The following is a 14,881-nucleotide window of genomic DNA, read 5'->3' on the forward strand; positions in this document are numbered from 1 at the left end:
TTTATTACTTATTGATCTTTCTTCTTTCTGGTAAAAAGTTTTTCTATTGCCCCTGGTTTTTTAAGCGATGCCGGCGGACCGTCTGAAATAGCAGGGCTGAAGCCTGTTGAGGTAATCTCCAGCTGCATTGATGTTGTTGACGAATGACAAGTCCCGTTTGATATTGTTAACGAAACAGTAACAGTTGAGGCTTTAACATTTACTACACTACTATCACCTGATATTCGAATAACCCCATCGGTAGTCATTGCGCCTTTCGATATATTATCTCCAAATACTTCCCAATCATAGGTAAATCTGGTATCTCTGATGACAGGGGTAAATGTTGCTGATACAATACCTGACCTTGCGGCAGCTACGGCCGCAGTTTTAATGCCACCAGACCAATCATTTATAAAACTGAAACCACTATTACCAGGTACAGAAAGGACTGTAATGTTAAATGGTGCAGAACTTACATTATTTACGGTGTAAATTAACCTGTACGTTCCAGCTTTAGCGATGGCAGGTGTAAAAGTTTGCTTGGCTGAATCAAGACCTGGTACTGCATTAAAAGTACCGCCTGGTATTGATACCGCAATTTGTGCGGGATTAAAATCATTATCACAGAAAGTGGTACCACTCATCGAAATAACCGGTGCGGGCGGTGGTGGTGGCGTAATTTCTGCCGTAGTGCGTTCTATCGGCGAACCTATATAAGGAATATAGAAATCGGCAATAATAAGTCTATTATTGATATCATAGCTTGGCTCCTCTTCAACAGCAGATCTCCCGGCTAAAATATCGATCAGCCTCATCTTTTCAGTATCAGATACACCTTTACTATCGGTTACCATTTTTTTGACAAGGTTTAGCGTGTTTTCATCAAGATTTGGGGATGCTTTTTGTCCATCTGCTGAAGTGGTTTCGGTACTTGCCGATTGCTCTTTCACTGATGTTAAATTAGCAGCTTTAGAAAGCGGGGTACTTACGTTTCTTTTCAAAGTTGGGATGTAGTTTTTATAAACTAATATTAGGGTGCCGCCTTTGGGTACTCCTCCTTTATGTTCGAGCCCCGGGTTGTTTTTGTAGAATTCTAAAAATGTATGTTTATCGGTGTAACGGGAGTATCTATCGTTAACTTCATTACTTAATGAATACAATAATTCGTCAAGAGCAGCATTTAATACTCTTTCAAAATCTACAATTAAAATATCCAATCCATAAGTTTGAATTGATGATATTATAGAGGCATCCCGTGGAATCTGAGTTCTTGCCACCGGGCCTTTCAGGGTAGCTATAACCTTATTGATGGAATCCTGATAATTGTTAAACGCATCATATTGGTCGTTTAAGTTGACATTAGTGATAGATGGGGTATTCATCAAGTATACCATCACCGTTTCGATTGCGTCAATAAAATTAAAAAAGTAGAAATAAAGTTCGTCTACACTACCTGGTTGAGAGCTCGTAACGGGATTGGTGAAAACTCCGGTGTCACTTAATGCATTAAGATAAGCACTTGCAATTGTGTTGGGCAATACCGCACAATTGTTGCGCATAAAGGTGCCCTTTGGATAGATATAGGGGGTGTTTGAGGGGCTCGCTGATTCAATCCCACGAATTAGGTTACTTTTAACATCTGAAGCTCTCCTGATAGGATTATTTGTTTCTATGTTTAATTTACCGGGAATATTGGTTCCTGTACTTTTAGAGGTATAAGGTAAGTTTGTAACAAAAATAAATGGAGTTAGTACCTTAACCGTGGCTTCTGTTGTTATCAGGTTATAGTCAGTTTCCAAATCCCGAATTTCAGCATCAGGTAAAGTTACATCCGAGAAATTAAACTGTTCAACCCCAACTGTTACTACATCAAATGGCAAATTATAGGTTAAACGCTGAATAAGAATATTTGACAGAACATCCTGATAGTTTTGGCCAATATGCCCTTCAACTCTGAAAAAATTGTACTTTTCAATATCATACAAAAGCGGTTGAGCCACTTCCGTACTGGTGTTATATAAACCTGAATTATAGCCCAGGTTTAACGTGGCTTTGCCGCTGTTGGTTTTGGCGTAATTCCATGATTTATACAACTCTGCACCGCTTTCATTTACCGAGTAGTAATATGGGATGGCACGTTCCGAAAGCGGAAAATGCATATATTGGCTTGGCGTGATCTTTATCGTAAATTTATCTGACTGGGTTGTGTCCGGAATAACAAAATCTTTGATCATCAGTACCATCCGGCTAAATAAGAGAAGTACCTCGGCGGATTCGACCCCCATTTTTGAAAATAATGGCGAATAAATAAAGTAATTACGGTAACTATCCTTTATATAATCATTGGTAGCCAGTGATGCATCGCCTAAAATAAGGTGCAATGGAAATAAGTTCTCATCCGGGCTTCCGGTAGCGATGATGTGGGATACCTTAGCAGTGAACTCATCATAGGCTTTGATCAGGTCATCAATAAAATCGTAGAAATATTCAATCGCGAGCGGATTTTGTTTTAATAACTGGTCAAGATAATTTTTCAATACGGCCAGCATATCAGAAAAAGGATTTGACGTAATGTTCAGAATGGCCCCGTATTGCTGATAGCAGGAATTATAGGCATCAGTTAACTGGCTTAATGTGGTATCATCAACTAAATTAACAAAGGCATTCAATACATCATCTGTTGTTTCCAGATCAGTATAGGGGACATTAAACCTTTTTAGCTGCACCTTGGAGTTTAAGCTTAGCTGAAATGCTTTAGATGGAATATTAAACCTGGGAGATATAGGTGATATTTTATTTATATTCCCTATTCTATCAATATTACTTACCTTATTGGCATTATTATATAGGTCATTTTTAGCGACAAGTAAAGGCCTTACCTGTAAAACCATTTTTTCGCCCTTGTTATTGCAATCCTGTGTATCGCAGTTTTTAAGGTCTGTTTCCTTGATCTCTAAAAATAAGGCGATCACATAATCACTTAAAAAATTGGCCGCTGCGGAAGAAAGAGTTTTGGCGTTGAGTTGTTGCGCACTTTCCAACGCGTTAAACTGATCATCTGTTAGTAATAACCATACGCTCTTATTGGTGCAAAAAGGTTTGAAAAAAGGCAGATCGCCATTATTATGAGTAAATGGCAGATCAACAGGTACATCAACAGCTGTATACGGCATATAATAGGTATATTGATTGGTATCCTGTGTGATCAGATATCCTTGCGAAGTAACTCCACAGCCTTTAGTAATTTCAATAATCCCTGGATTAAGTACTATATCCAGCCCGCAAACAATACCAATACCTATTAGCTTGTTACGTGTCCAGCGGTTTTGCTGATCGAGGTAGTTAAAAGTTTCATTGAGATGATCGTTAGTAAGTACCTGATCTGGTTCAAACACGATGTATTCTATTGGATTTGCCATATATCAATTTTTTAAAGATCCTAAAATGGTTTTGCCCAGCATTACTGGGTTGGTGTCCTTACTTTCGGCACAATCATGCAAAGTGGCTACCGGGTATTCACTATGTAGATTAAACAGCAGTTGTGTCAGGGTATCATTAGCTTGCTGCAGATCATCTATTTTGGTATTATCAGATGAGTAATTTGCTAAGGCCGTTATCCATGCCCTATAGGCGTTTTCAAAATCATAGATCGACTGGTCATTTATCCAGCAGATTTTCACCATGGTGTGCGCGGGTGTTTCCTGACGTATAATATCCTCAAAATAGTTTCGGAAGGCTAAATTTCTAAAATGCAAAGGCCAATAAGGCAGTACTATTGACATTTTGAAGGAGTAGGGATCCTGCTCGCCGCAAAAATCACAATTCTGGTCAAGGCACACCGGTGCAAACTTAAATTGATCATTTCGTGGTCTTAAAAGTAAATGCTCAATAAGGTGAAGTCCATCGGCGTCACATTCATTATTAAACTCTGTTACAAATTGATCCAATGCTGTGTTTGCATCTGCCAGAGATGGAAAATTATTGCTTATAGCAAGATTTTTATCCTCGTTATCAATTACGTAAATATTCCAGTTGCTGCCCGTCTGCTTAATACCATAGTGCTCATTGGTTAAAACAACATCCATAAATGCAGGTAAAGCACTGTTTAATTCCTCTTGTGTGTCATAAACAGCCACAGATGTTAGCGTACCTCCGTTTTGATTGCTGAATACAAATTGGTATTTGACAGGTGTATCATTAGTAGTAATAATCGTGACATTACCGATACAATACAGGAATCTACGGTAAATGTTATTGATTCCACCCAGGTGACACAGTTTCTTTTCCAAACCTGATACATTATCCGTATCCCACAATTTACTGGTATTGACAGAAAAGTTTGGATGTGGCGGGAAGTAGTTTTGTGGAAAATAATTGAATGCCCTACCCCTTTGATAACCAATAACCGGGTAATCCTTTAAAAACGAGATTTTACTATCGATGATATCTGCAGGTGTCAAATTGGACTCTTTTTGAGTGGCATAATCAAGCGAGTAATTCAGCAAGACGTAATCATTAAATGATTCGCCAAAACGACTCATCAGGTGATCAAGGAAGCGACTTCGCCTGTCGGTAAAAACTTCATTTGATTCGTATAAACCTTGCCAGTCGTTTGCCGGTTCAGCAGTCGAATCCTGGTTTTGCATTACCCTTTGATTAATCGTATGGGTTGCTCCGTCCTGTTTATAAACTGATTGAATGTTTTTGATATCACCCAAAAACTGTGCGTAATAAGTTTGTGCGATATTCTCTGTAGAAAATAATTCCTTTGCACCGCTTAATTGTGAAAAGAAATCGGCCAATAACTGATCAAATAGTAATAGATAGGCTTGTAATTGTTTTGCCTGTGCTTTTCTTTGATCACTTTCATTTGTTGAAAGTCCTGCCGAACCCACGCCGTAAGTTTGAGGTAAAAGATATTCAACAGAAGTATAATTATCCAGCGGATAATAATTACCTGCAGGAACGGCCAGGTCATCAGTATGTCCTGAAAGCTTATTCCGGGCTTTTACGGCACGTAACCACTTGAGTGTGTCGCGCACCTCTGTTAAAGATGGCAAATACGGGAATTGGTTTTTATAGAAAAGAAGTTTTGATTTTGTTTCAGAAAATACCGGCTTACAGCCCGTAGTTATGGGCATGCACCAGTTTTTTCCGCTTAAACCATCAACCGGCTTATCATCAGCTCCATATTTTGTCATCATAAAATTTCGGGCTCCCAATACCCCATCGATATCCATGATCATACTGATGATATCCGAAGCATATATTTCCCCACGTAATTGAGTTTGCTCCAGCTCTGCGGTATCGATAAATCCATGTTGCAACACGGGGCCTTCAAATATGGCATCGGTAGTATAGCCCTTATCTTGTAATTCACTTAACAGGTAAAAATTCACTGAGGGATTAAGATATTCTTCGATGGCATAGAACACTTGGGCTTGTATCTGCTCCATATCAGCAGATGGCAAAACCTCTATATCACAGCAAATGGCTATTTCTTCATCTTTTATAGTGGTAACGCTTACGAAGTCTTCACACAGGTTTCTGTTTTCATTTAAGGTACGGATAGCTGTTTGAACAATGCTTTTGGCCTGTTGAATTTTTAGCAGGTATAAGTTAAGTACCTGTGCGGTAAAATCAGCGCTAAAAAAAGCCTGGATATCACTTTCCTGTACAATTTGGCCGGAAGGTTGCAGATCGACATCAACTATACCTGCTATGACAGCCGAAGAGGTTGATCCTTCAATAGTATAATTAAAATCAATTTGAATGATAAGACTACTACCTGTTGTAAAACTGGCAACAGCGCCAGAAACAGATGCAGGATCGATGGTTAATAATGTAGCCACAGTTGGATTATCCCATACAGGGAAAATAATAGTAAGACCAACATCACCTCCTTTAAATTTGCCGCTTGCTGGGTTTAAAACCTGCAACGCCCCGTTGTTCATGTCGCCAAATTGCTGATCAGCGTCGAGGTCAAGCAATACTTTATATAGGCCTGATAAATAAACCGGATGTGGTGTTTCCTTATATGACAAAGCATCCAATTTGCAATCAGCATAAAGTGTTATTTCGCCGGCCGGAATGTTTTTATCATTATTAACATAGTAGTCGGCGTATAAAAACCAGGCATTATGTACTCCTACTATATCTATTAATAATTTACGGTAATCATTTACATTAAGTGGCGATTGCGTAAGTATATTTTTGGCGGTATATAAAGTTTGTGAAGATGCTATTTGGCCATCCGCGTCGGTAAGCAGATCTTCCATAGGCATGCCCGTTCTGTAGCCTAATTCAGTTATGGCATAACAGAGAGCTTCTAAAATAGTGATTCCCGGGTCATGCTCGTTATAATCTGTCCAGATCCTACCGCTCAGTTTTTCAATATAACTCAAGCCGGCCTCTCTCAGAAAAGCATAATTTTGATCGGCGGTTAAGCCTGGATCCTTGCTGATTACTTTTTGCTTATCCATTACAATCACAATTAGCTGGTGAATTAATTAAATGTTTTACCTTGGTTTCTTCATTATAATATGATACCAAAATAGATCTGGAAGTACTTGCTATCGCCTCGTCTATATCATATTGTGCTTCTATTACCACCTGTCCCTGGCGAAGTATAATGTGATTCATCTTAAAACAGGTAACAAAGTCTACATAAGGTCTTTCTTCAATAAAATTGAGCACTACTGATTTTTCAATACTATTGCCAAATTGGATGGCTTGCGGATCGCCAAAAGCCCATGGAGTTAAAAATTGCTCAATTTCATTGTTTAACTGATTGGAGAAATAAACAGGGTCAATACCATCACGAAAGGTGACACTAAACTCAAACTGTACTTCTTCAAACGATGGGTTACTGAGGTGTAGTTTTACAAATGGTGATGTGAGCGTTTTAATATATTTCTCGATTTCGGTTAACAGACCTATACTGGTATATGGCCTAAGTGGGTTGGCATTGTTCAAATGTGTAAGATCTGGGATAGTTATTATTGTAACATGTCCTGCCAGCGTCTCACTGTATTTTTGCTGATTGGTGTTCACATCAAGGAGAAATCCGGTATGGTCAATACATTTTACCTTAAAAACCTGCGGGAAGTATTGTAATATCAAACGCTCATAATCCCAGGTTGTGATAGCTCTGTTTTTATGGCGCAGGCGCTCGCTTACCCTTTGATAAAACTGATCATCAGTTTCCTGCACGCGACCTCCAAATGAGGTATAGGGTTGTTGCGTTTTCTTTAATGCAGCGTCGGATATTGCTGGTTTACTAATTGTGTTTGGTGGCAGTATCTGGGTAAATACAATGTTATTCGTAATATCCTGAATAAATTGAGCTTTTGCCGCATTTACACCAACCGCAATTAAATTACAAATGGCATCTGTATCGTGCTGTACGCCAGCTTTTATCCAGATTAGTCCATTATCGGCACGAGTATTTATAAGAGTAGCATCTGCTGGAATATTAAACGTAACTAAACCGGAGCTGGTTAAATTATTGGTTTGGTCAGTAACCGATTGTTTATTAAATAGCAGCCAGTTGTTATTGCTCAGGTAGTACCAGTTTACCAGGGTCATGTTTTTTAATGGATTGGCACTCCCGTCTGATACTTGAAACAGAACAGAGAAAACTTCGTCGGCTTTTGCATTATTTAAGCCTATCCATAACTCGCCGCCATCATCTGTAGGTATTCCATCCTCAACATTAAACACCGGTAATAAAGTGAGTGCATCTGCAGTAATAGCCGGGTGCATTTCACGGAAGCCAAAGGGCTCCATATGATAAAAGAAATTACTGCGGGTAGTAAAACTGGTATTGCTGAAAACAATACTATCTGTAGCGGTATATTTTACATTTATTGATTTTAAAACCGGATGAGCTGGAACCGGGGGAGTGACTTTATCAACGGTATAACCAACAACTTTATTTGGATCCGTAGTATCATAAACCACTTTAACAGATGGCGGAGGAATATGGGCTAGATATGTAGCCATGCTGTAATCATTCCCTATCATTTCCAATTTCAGGTAACCATCAACAGAGGTTATATTATAATCCTCATTGGGTGCAAAATCTCCGGGTGATTGTGCTACGCGTTCTAAACCTGTAATATCAATCTCTTTGGGGCCTGCAGCCACATTGATATTTACCGGGCTGGTTGTTATTATATTTGGAAGGTCATTTTTGATAGTATTATTAGTTCGGTCAAGAGACAGGCCCCGGTTTATTATATTTTTAACATTAAATGGCTGATCATCCTGAGCCAAATTATTCACGTTCAAAGCAAGTGCATTATTTGCCTCAAATGATAAGCCTTGATTTACTACGGAAGTAATATTGGCTGTTAACGTGTTACGTGCATTAAAATCATTAAATACTACCGGACTTAGTATTCTTTGTTGCACATCGGTGATAACAATGCTTGATGCATATAAGCTTGTTCCATTAGAAATAGCTGTCCAACTACCTTTGGTTAATGAAGATAAATTTACCGTTGTAGCAGACAATGGCGCTTCCTGCCAATCAAAATCTATAGCTAATTTGGTGAGTTGTTTTTGAAATATTTCCTTACTGCCTATGATAAACGAGGCTCCGTTTTCTGGAAAATCGCCAAATGGCTTAAATGGTTTGGCTGGATTTATTTTGCCATCATCATTTTGCAGTATTAAATTTTTAATGGCATCAACAACTACCGATATGGTTACCTGATTTATCCGCGGGGTTTTTATTTTTTGGTATGAGGAGTAGCTATTAAGCATTACCTGGGCTATGGGAAGTGTGCTATCAAAATTCCCTCCGTGTATTTTTGGTGAATAAGAAACAATAGCAGGCGCATCGCCTTCCAAAACTACAGTTAAAGAGAATGTTGTATTGTTTATTACTGAAGCTGTATACACGGGTACTGTATACCAGTCCTTTTTACTGGTTAATTGGATATTGAATATCCCGGAAAGATCGGCAGATGTAATACCGGCTAAACTATCACATGTGAACGTTAATGTTATAGTACGTTTGCCTTCATTTAAATATAATACGTTTGATGCTACAGCAAAGCCAATAGAGGCTTGCTGAATATTTTGGGGATTGCCAAACGGGAACCAGGAATTGTCTGCACTTAGTAACTTAGCTCCCTGACCGTCTTCTGAATTAGCTGTAGGCGAAGCATATAAAGTTACAGGACTATCATCTTTATTTAAATAGATGGATTTTAGTGCCTGAACATTTGCTGTTTGAACTACAATATCATCTGTAAGCGAATAGAATAAATCTTTATTGTTGGCGTCCTTGCCGGCTTTAAATGAAGTGCCCTTAGGCAATAAGTGCTGATCTGTGTTTTTTTGCAGTTCAAAAACCAGGTGCACAAAATCTGCTTCGGCTACATTATTACTTAATTGCAAAACCTGTTTATAGTAAAAATCAAGATGCTTTTTAGTATACTGATTTAAATGTTGTTGAGCAAAGCCAAATAGTTTTATAAAGGCCAAGTAAAGTGCATAATGAGGTGCATGAGTCGGATAATTATCCAATGCTTCAGATAAGTAAGCCGGGGTGCGGCTCACTATATTTACAATACCCGAAATGAATGATTGTAAGGCCCCAGTAAATAGGTTATGTGTAAGAATATGATTAATGTCCTCCTGAACGGTGCCTGTTAGTGTGATAGGGAATGCCGTAACCGGGGGCGAAACGGTGAAAATACTTTCCAGACGTTTTTGTGAAGAGACAGCATAAACACCCTCTAATGGAAGAAAAGTGAAGTTTTGCGAATAAACGATGTCATCAACAGGAGTTAAGGCCTCTGTATATGTTGAAGCTGGGTCTATAAGAGAACCAGTTACAAAGCTTCCATAATATTGATAAAGTATGCTTAAAGGGGCTGCTACTTTTGAAACTATAGAAACTGATAAAAAAGTTTTATAACTCAGATCATCAGCTAAATGTTTATAAGCATCGTCAAGCGCTGCTGTTATTGAAAAAATAAAATCAAAAAGAATTTTAAAATTATTCTTTGCATCGGCGTCACTTGTCGCGTTAGCTATAGTATTATTTAAGTATTTGATAAATGATGCATAATCGTTTATTCTCCATTCGGCAATTGCGGCTATTACTACTGCAATATCTTTACCCATGAGTTGTTGCCAATCACCATTGATCGTATTGGTATTGTCGTAATAGTTTAACCAGGCGCTATATTTTTTCGTAAGCAGGATAAGATCTGCATCTGAACGCTCATCAACGAGCGCGCATTTAGCCAAAAGGGCATCCAACGCACGCTGAGCCTGGCTGGTGCCGTTATAGGATAAGAGTTTGGTATCGAAACAATTATTTGCCATCAGTGTATTTCTGTTCCTTCGTTTTTATAGTAAGGATATACAAAATTGAACCTTGAATTTGTGGTGCGAACAGTGTAATTAAGGATGATCAGGATCACTCCTTCTGTTTCGCGGCTGTCATCAACCTGTATCGAAGCCAGATCAATCCGAGGCTCATAGTAAAGTATAGCCGTTTTGATCATCTCGCGGATATAGGTTTTAAAAGTGGTGGTCATGGGTTCAAAAAGCATCTCGTCCAGATTACAGCCATAATCAGGCACCATCACCCGTTCGCCCTTGCGCGTTGCCAGTAATATTTGCAGACTGAGTTGTATATCAGCCTCATCACTGGTCATGATCACCGAGTTTGCGGTAGTATCAAATGTTGGCGGAAAACTCCACCCTGTTCCTAAAAATGAATCAGCCATGTTAACCTCCTATAATTACTGTTGGACATCCTATTATTATTGAACCGCCATGCGCAGTTGGGTCACCCATACGTGCTGCCGGTTTACCTCCTATCAGTACTGTTGCCGAACCGTTTGCTATTACATCTGGCGGCCCTGCGCAGGTGCACATGTCACCTGCACAGGCCGCAGGAAGTCCGCCTATTAATACAGTAGGGCTCCCCGGTGGTAATATGGGTCCGCCTACATGAGGAACCGGCCCAGTAAACATAGGGCAAACATGCATGTCTGAAATTCTAGCTGCGAGTGGCATATTTTTTATTGGTTAAGTGGTTGATTGAGTTGGATTAGTTTAGATTAAGTGAACGGTTGATTAGGTTATTATTCGTCAACCTATCAAACCACTTAACTCAATCAAGCATTCACTTAATCAACCAAAACATTAATTAATCATTACTACGCCACCCTTTAGGGTAGCTGTACCTGAGCCTTCTACCTTTACTGATGGAGCTGACATGGAAGCACTACCGCTATCGGCCTTAATTGAAGCCCCACCTGCACTCATCTCAAAGCTGGAGGACGGTTTTATAGAAACATTGGTGGCTTCAATGGATAGATCGCCTGTTGCTTTGAGCTTAATATCTGCTCCGCTTTCCAGGTTTATAGCTGATGAATCCATGGTTACTTTGTTGTTATTCTCATCCTCCAATTGTATATAGCCTTCCTTTTCGCTTATGGTTATCTTTTTACCTGCAGGTGTTTCAATTTTTAATGACTTTTCATCGTCGTTAAAGATCATCTTCATGCCGCTGCGTGAGGTGTAGCCTTTTTCGTCGTTCTTATTGGCAGCTTTTAGTGGGGCTGGTTTATTGCTGCTGTTCAGCATACCTAATACCACAGGATGGCGGGGATCATTATTTAAAAAACCTACCACCACCTCATCGCCAATTTCAGGGCGAAAAAAAGTACCGCGATTATTACCAGCATCAAGGCAAGCCACACGTGTCCAGATACCATCCTCGGCAGGATCGATAATGGGTAACCTTACGCGTATCCTATCCTGGGTATCAGGATCGTTTTCCAGATCAGTTACAATTCCTATTTGTAAACCTTGTATGGCCGGCAGCATATCTACCGCAGGTGGAGAATTTACATCCGGCTGGCGAGTAAACAACTCATTGGATAAGCCGAACTGAACATCGGTAGTCCAGCTGCCGTTCACAATTTCATGACGCACCCCAGAAACAAATACTTTTCCGTTAAAGCGGTCGCCCACCCCACCAATATTGACCAGATCGCCTGGATTTAACTGACCGCCATATCCGCGAAACCTTACCCTGCCCCTGCAACGTGACATCCTTGCTTTTTGAAGGCGACCATCCGCTAAACTTTGTAATTCATCAGTCGTAAGATCTTCGCCGGAGTATAGGTCATATTCTGATACACTTAGCACCGCTCCCAAATCGCTGCTTGAAATATTACCATTCTCTTCAAAACCAGGTTCAGCTGCACTTGCGGAAGCTATCTCCTGAGTGGTATAATCCCATGTTTTGGCTGTGAGGCTCTGATATTGATTCCGAGCGTCCAGATCGGCATCAAATTCCAGCATTGTAGCACCAAATAAAGTGTCAAGCACTGTTGCCGAACTGAAATTAGGTTTTTTTGCGGTTATTTTACCATTATCAACCATGCACAGTTTGCCATTAGCTTCCATCCGCGATACCATAAAGTCCCAATCGGTACAATCATATTGAACAATGGATTTTAGTGTTATGCTGGTATCCTCTATGTCGGTATCTAATCCGTAATTGCCTATGATCCCGGTAATAGCGTCGCTGTCTTTAGTATCATAAAAATATTTGTTCTTACGGGCTATAGTCATTTTAATGGCTTTATCACGGCAATCGAGGATCAATACAGGTGAGCCATTTCCTCGTATTTTTAAACTATGTTTCAAGATGATACCTTTAAAAAGAGTGGCCTGTTCAGCATGGTAGCCTACCGCTATTTCAATTTCAGCCCCCGGAACCAAGGTTGGTTCGTTACTTATTGCAAAATCTTGTGCCGAAGCATCACCATCATATATCAGCAACTTAGCTACCGGGATACGGTTTATTTCTTTACTAAAATTCATGGAAGCCACCTGGTAAGATGCACCCAGTAGGGTCCCATTTACCTTAATGGTAAAGGTAACCAGATCGGTATTTTGTGTTCCAGGTAATGTTTGGCTTAGTGACATGGTTTATTTTGCAATTGGTGGAAAAATGATTTTAGTTCCGGCAGTTAATTTTTTGAAATCTGTTAGTCCGTTATATTGTGCTACCTGGTAGTAATACTTGCTGTCTCCGTACTCCTTGTAACACATTAAGGCCAGGGTATCCCCTTCAATTACTGTTCGGATATGCGTCAGATCGGGTGACTGGCGGTTTTCGATAGCCGCCAGTTTGGTTTCATCAATTACTCCCTGGAAAGTGCAATCTGCTTCGGCACGTAACGGTGTGCCATCGGGATTGAACAGTTTAAAAGTTAACGTCATGCGGGTCATCTGACAATTGTAGAGCAGCGGCCCCCATTGCAATTGAACATAACGCGGCTGGTGTGTTGTGCCATCGTAGTCATAAACTACGCTTTTAAATTTTTCAAAATCCTGTACTACATCAGGTTTGTCTGCCGGCAATCCCGGTACGGCTAAGCCTGATAACAAACCCCCACCTCCCCTTTTTATCACACCGGTACCATCAAACAAGAACTTGAAGGTGAGGGATTGTGCAGATCTTTTACTAAAAGAAGTAATACTTTCACTTGAGCCCTGGGCGCTTTTCTGACTTACCTCAGTTCCGTAAGTAAGCGCATATGATTCGGGATTGATCAGTACATCATAGTCCAATCCATCGGCTTTTGTGCTAAAACTGATATCCGTATAGGCAACCAGTTTCATCTTTTTTAATTCACCCAGGCTCATCGGTCAGTTTTTTCTTTTAAAATTTCCAATACCTGTTCAACACATTTGGCAATAATGTCCTCACTATTTGTGGCTCCTGCAGAAGAAGGTGTTGTATTTCCTCCTGTATTCCCGCCTTCGGTGATGGTGGTAACTATTTGCAATTCTCTTATCTCTACTGGCATTGGCTTATTGTTATTAAACTGTTTGTTAAAGCATATTGATTAGCCTACAGAAATACTGGCACTTGCGCTGGCCCCTCCAAACAGATCGGCCACCGCACCGACAGCAGCACCAACTGCTGCCGACAGGTTAAGTGTCTTATAGTATTCATAGCGAAGGGTCATCGACTCAATAACTATCGAATTTGTTTCTGCATTAAATGAAGAAAGACTGTATTTGATCGGTATAGCATTAGCGATATACCATGACGATACGGGCAAATGATCTTCGTTTAAAAGCGATATCAACATGTTGGTAGGTTGATAATTGAAATTCTCGATCGAATCCAGACACCATGCCGTTACCCCTGATACCAGTGTCATCCCCCGTTTCAAAACAAGGTCTGAATACGTGTTACGTCCGGGCAACCGGTGAACAAAACGATTCTCGCCACCCTCCTTATAGGTATCCAAACCCACATCAACAGTTAAGCCTGTAACATCCTGAAAACGGAAATCATTAGGCACTTGCGGAAATATTTCAAATACCACCAGGAAATGGAAGCCGGTAAAAGGGTAATCAAACATGACTATTCGTTTTGCATGGTTAAGCCTTCATGTGCCAGTTCAAGCGTTTCAATAGCAACCTCATTACCATCAGCCTTTAAATCGGTAGAGGTAACTTTGGTAGGCCAGGCATTTTTAACTTTCCATACCACTACAGGTGCTAATGTTTCGTCAAGCAGACTAATGGTGATATCGCGGCGCTCAACGGTATTCATGTTAATGGTATTATGCCAGTTATAAAACTCATTGTCTGATTTAAACACACCTCGTTTAAGCGTGATATTGCTGAATTTGCGTTGCCCCGGCATCTTGATTTTGTGATATTCCGGGCTCGCGCCATCGCGGTATTCAATTACATCGTTGGTTATATCGAGTCCGCTTACGTCAGTGAAGCCAATGCGTGTGCCGCCCCAGTCAACACTAAAATGGAATTTCGGAAGTGGGTAATTAGCCATAATATTTAAGTTTTAGATTGATTGATAATTAATTTTTAATAAACA

At 40.0% G+C, this 14,881-nt stretch carries 10 protein-coding genes; all 10 read right to left on the reverse strand.

Annotated features, from left to right (window positions below):
- Window positions 1–8: 8 nt before the first annotated feature.
- Entirely contained in the window at window positions 9–3,401 is a 3,393-nt protein-coding gene (locus tag ACTJKG_RS12710; RefSeq protein WP_440739429.1) for a hypothetical protein, read from the reverse strand.
- A 3-nt stretch (window positions 3,402–3,404) separates the two neighbouring features.
- Window positions 3,405–6,464, reverse strand: coding sequence for a hypothetical protein (locus tag ACTJKG_RS12715; RefSeq protein WP_440739430.1), 3,060 nt, complete (start codon window positions 6,462–6,464; stop codon window positions 3,405–3,407).
- Window positions 6,457–10,326 carry a hypothetical protein gene (locus ACTJKG_RS12720; protein ID WP_440739431.1) on the reverse strand — a complete coding sequence of 1,290 codons (3,870 nt, stop codon included), beginning with the start codon at window positions 10,324–10,326 and terminating at the stop codon, window positions 6,457–6,459. Before ACTJKG_RS12720 ends, ACTJKG_RS12715 begins: the two co-directional genes overlap by 8 nt.
- On the reverse strand, window positions 10,326–10,733 hold the full coding sequence (locus ACTJKG_RS12725) for a GPW/gp25 family protein (protein ID WP_172333450.1): 408 nt from the start codon (window positions 10,731–10,733) through the stop codon (window positions 10,326–10,328). The genes ACTJKG_RS12720 and ACTJKG_RS12725 overlap by 1 nt, the downstream gene beginning before the upstream one ends.
- A 1-nt stretch (window position 10,734) precedes the next feature.
- Entirely contained in the window at window positions 10,735–11,025 is a 291-nt protein-coding gene (locus ACTJKG_RS12730) for a PAAR domain-containing protein (protein ID WP_172333451.1), read from the reverse strand.
- 129 nt (window positions 11,026–11,154) lie between these two features.
- Entirely contained in the window at window positions 11,155–12,951 is a 1,797-nt protein-coding gene (gene vgrG, locus ACTJKG_RS12735) for a type VI secretion system tip protein VgrG (protein WP_172333452.1), read from the reverse strand.
- Window positions 12,952–12,954: 3 nt separating this feature from the next.
- A complete protein-coding gene (locus ACTJKG_RS12740; RefSeq protein WP_172333453.1) occupies window positions 12,955–13,674 on the reverse strand; it encodes a CIS tube protein in 720 nt (239 codons plus the stop codon).
- The gene (locus tag ACTJKG_RS12745; RefSeq protein WP_172333454.1) at window positions 13,671–13,838 is read right to left on the reverse strand and encodes a DUF5908 family protein; all 168 of its coding nucleotides are present in this window, start codon (window positions 13,836–13,838) and stop codon (window positions 13,671–13,673) included. Before ACTJKG_RS12745 ends, ACTJKG_RS12740 begins: the two co-directional genes overlap by 4 nt.
- 39 nt (window positions 13,839–13,877) lie before the next feature.
- Window positions 13,878–14,402 (reverse strand): phage tail protein, encoded by a 525-nt coding sequence (locus tag ACTJKG_RS12750; protein ID WP_172333455.1) that lies wholly within the window; start codon window positions 14,400–14,402, stop codon window positions 13,878–13,880.
- Between the two features lie 2 nt (window positions 14,403–14,404).
- Window positions 14,405–14,836: a phage tail protein gene (locus tag ACTJKG_RS12755; RefSeq protein ID WP_172333456.1), complete on the reverse strand. Its 432-nt coding sequence runs from the start codon at window positions 14,834–14,836 to the stop codon at window positions 14,405–14,407.
- Window positions 14,837–14,881 lie beyond the last annotated feature (45 nt).

This window comes from Mucilaginibacter sp. 22184 (assembly GCF_052045695.1).
GTDB lineage: Bacteria > Bacteroidota > Bacteroidia > Sphingobacteriales > Sphingobacteriaceae > Mucilaginibacter.

Bases quoted from the DNA above. Each gene is read 5' to 3' on its own strand.
- ACTJKG_RS12725 (WP_172333450.1), bottom strand. From the start codon at position 10,733: ATGGCTGATTCATTTTTAGGAACAGGGTGGAGTTTTCCGCCAACATTT.
- ACTJKG_RS12720 (WP_440739431.1), bottom strand. From the start codon at position 10,326: ATGGCAAATAATTGTTTCGATACCAAACTCTTATCCTATAACGGCACC.
- ACTJKG_RS12715 (WP_440739430.1), bottom strand. From the start codon at position 6,464: ATGGATAAGCAAAAAGTAATCAGCAAGGATCCAGGCTTAACCGCCGAT.
- ACTJKG_RS12710 (WP_440739429.1), bottom strand. From the start codon at position 3,401: ATGGCAAATCCAATAGAATACATCGTGTTTGAACCAGATCAGGTACTT.
- ACTJKG_RS12745 (WP_172333454.1), bottom strand. From the start codon at position 13,838: ATGCCAGTAGAGATAAGAGAATTGCAAATAGTTACCACCATCACCGAA.
- vgrG (WP_172333452.1), bottom strand. From the start codon at position 12,951: ATGTCACTAAGCCAAACATTACCTGGAACACAAAATACCGATCTGGTT.
- ACTJKG_RS12750 (WP_172333455.1), bottom strand. From the start codon at position 14,402: ATGTTTGATTACCCTTTTACCGGCTTCCATTTCCTGGTGGTATTTGAA.
- ACTJKG_RS12740 (WP_172333453.1), bottom strand. From the start codon at position 13,674: ATGAGCCTGGGTGAATTAAAAAAGATGAAACTGGTTGCCTATACGGAT.
- ACTJKG_RS12755 (WP_172333456.1), bottom strand. From the start codon at position 14,836: ATGGCTAATTACCCACTTCCGAAATTCCATTTTAGTGTTGACTGGGGC.
- ACTJKG_RS12730 (WP_172333451.1), bottom strand. From the start codon at position 11,025: ATGCCACTCGCAGCTAGAATTTCAGACATGCATGTTTGCCCTATGTTT.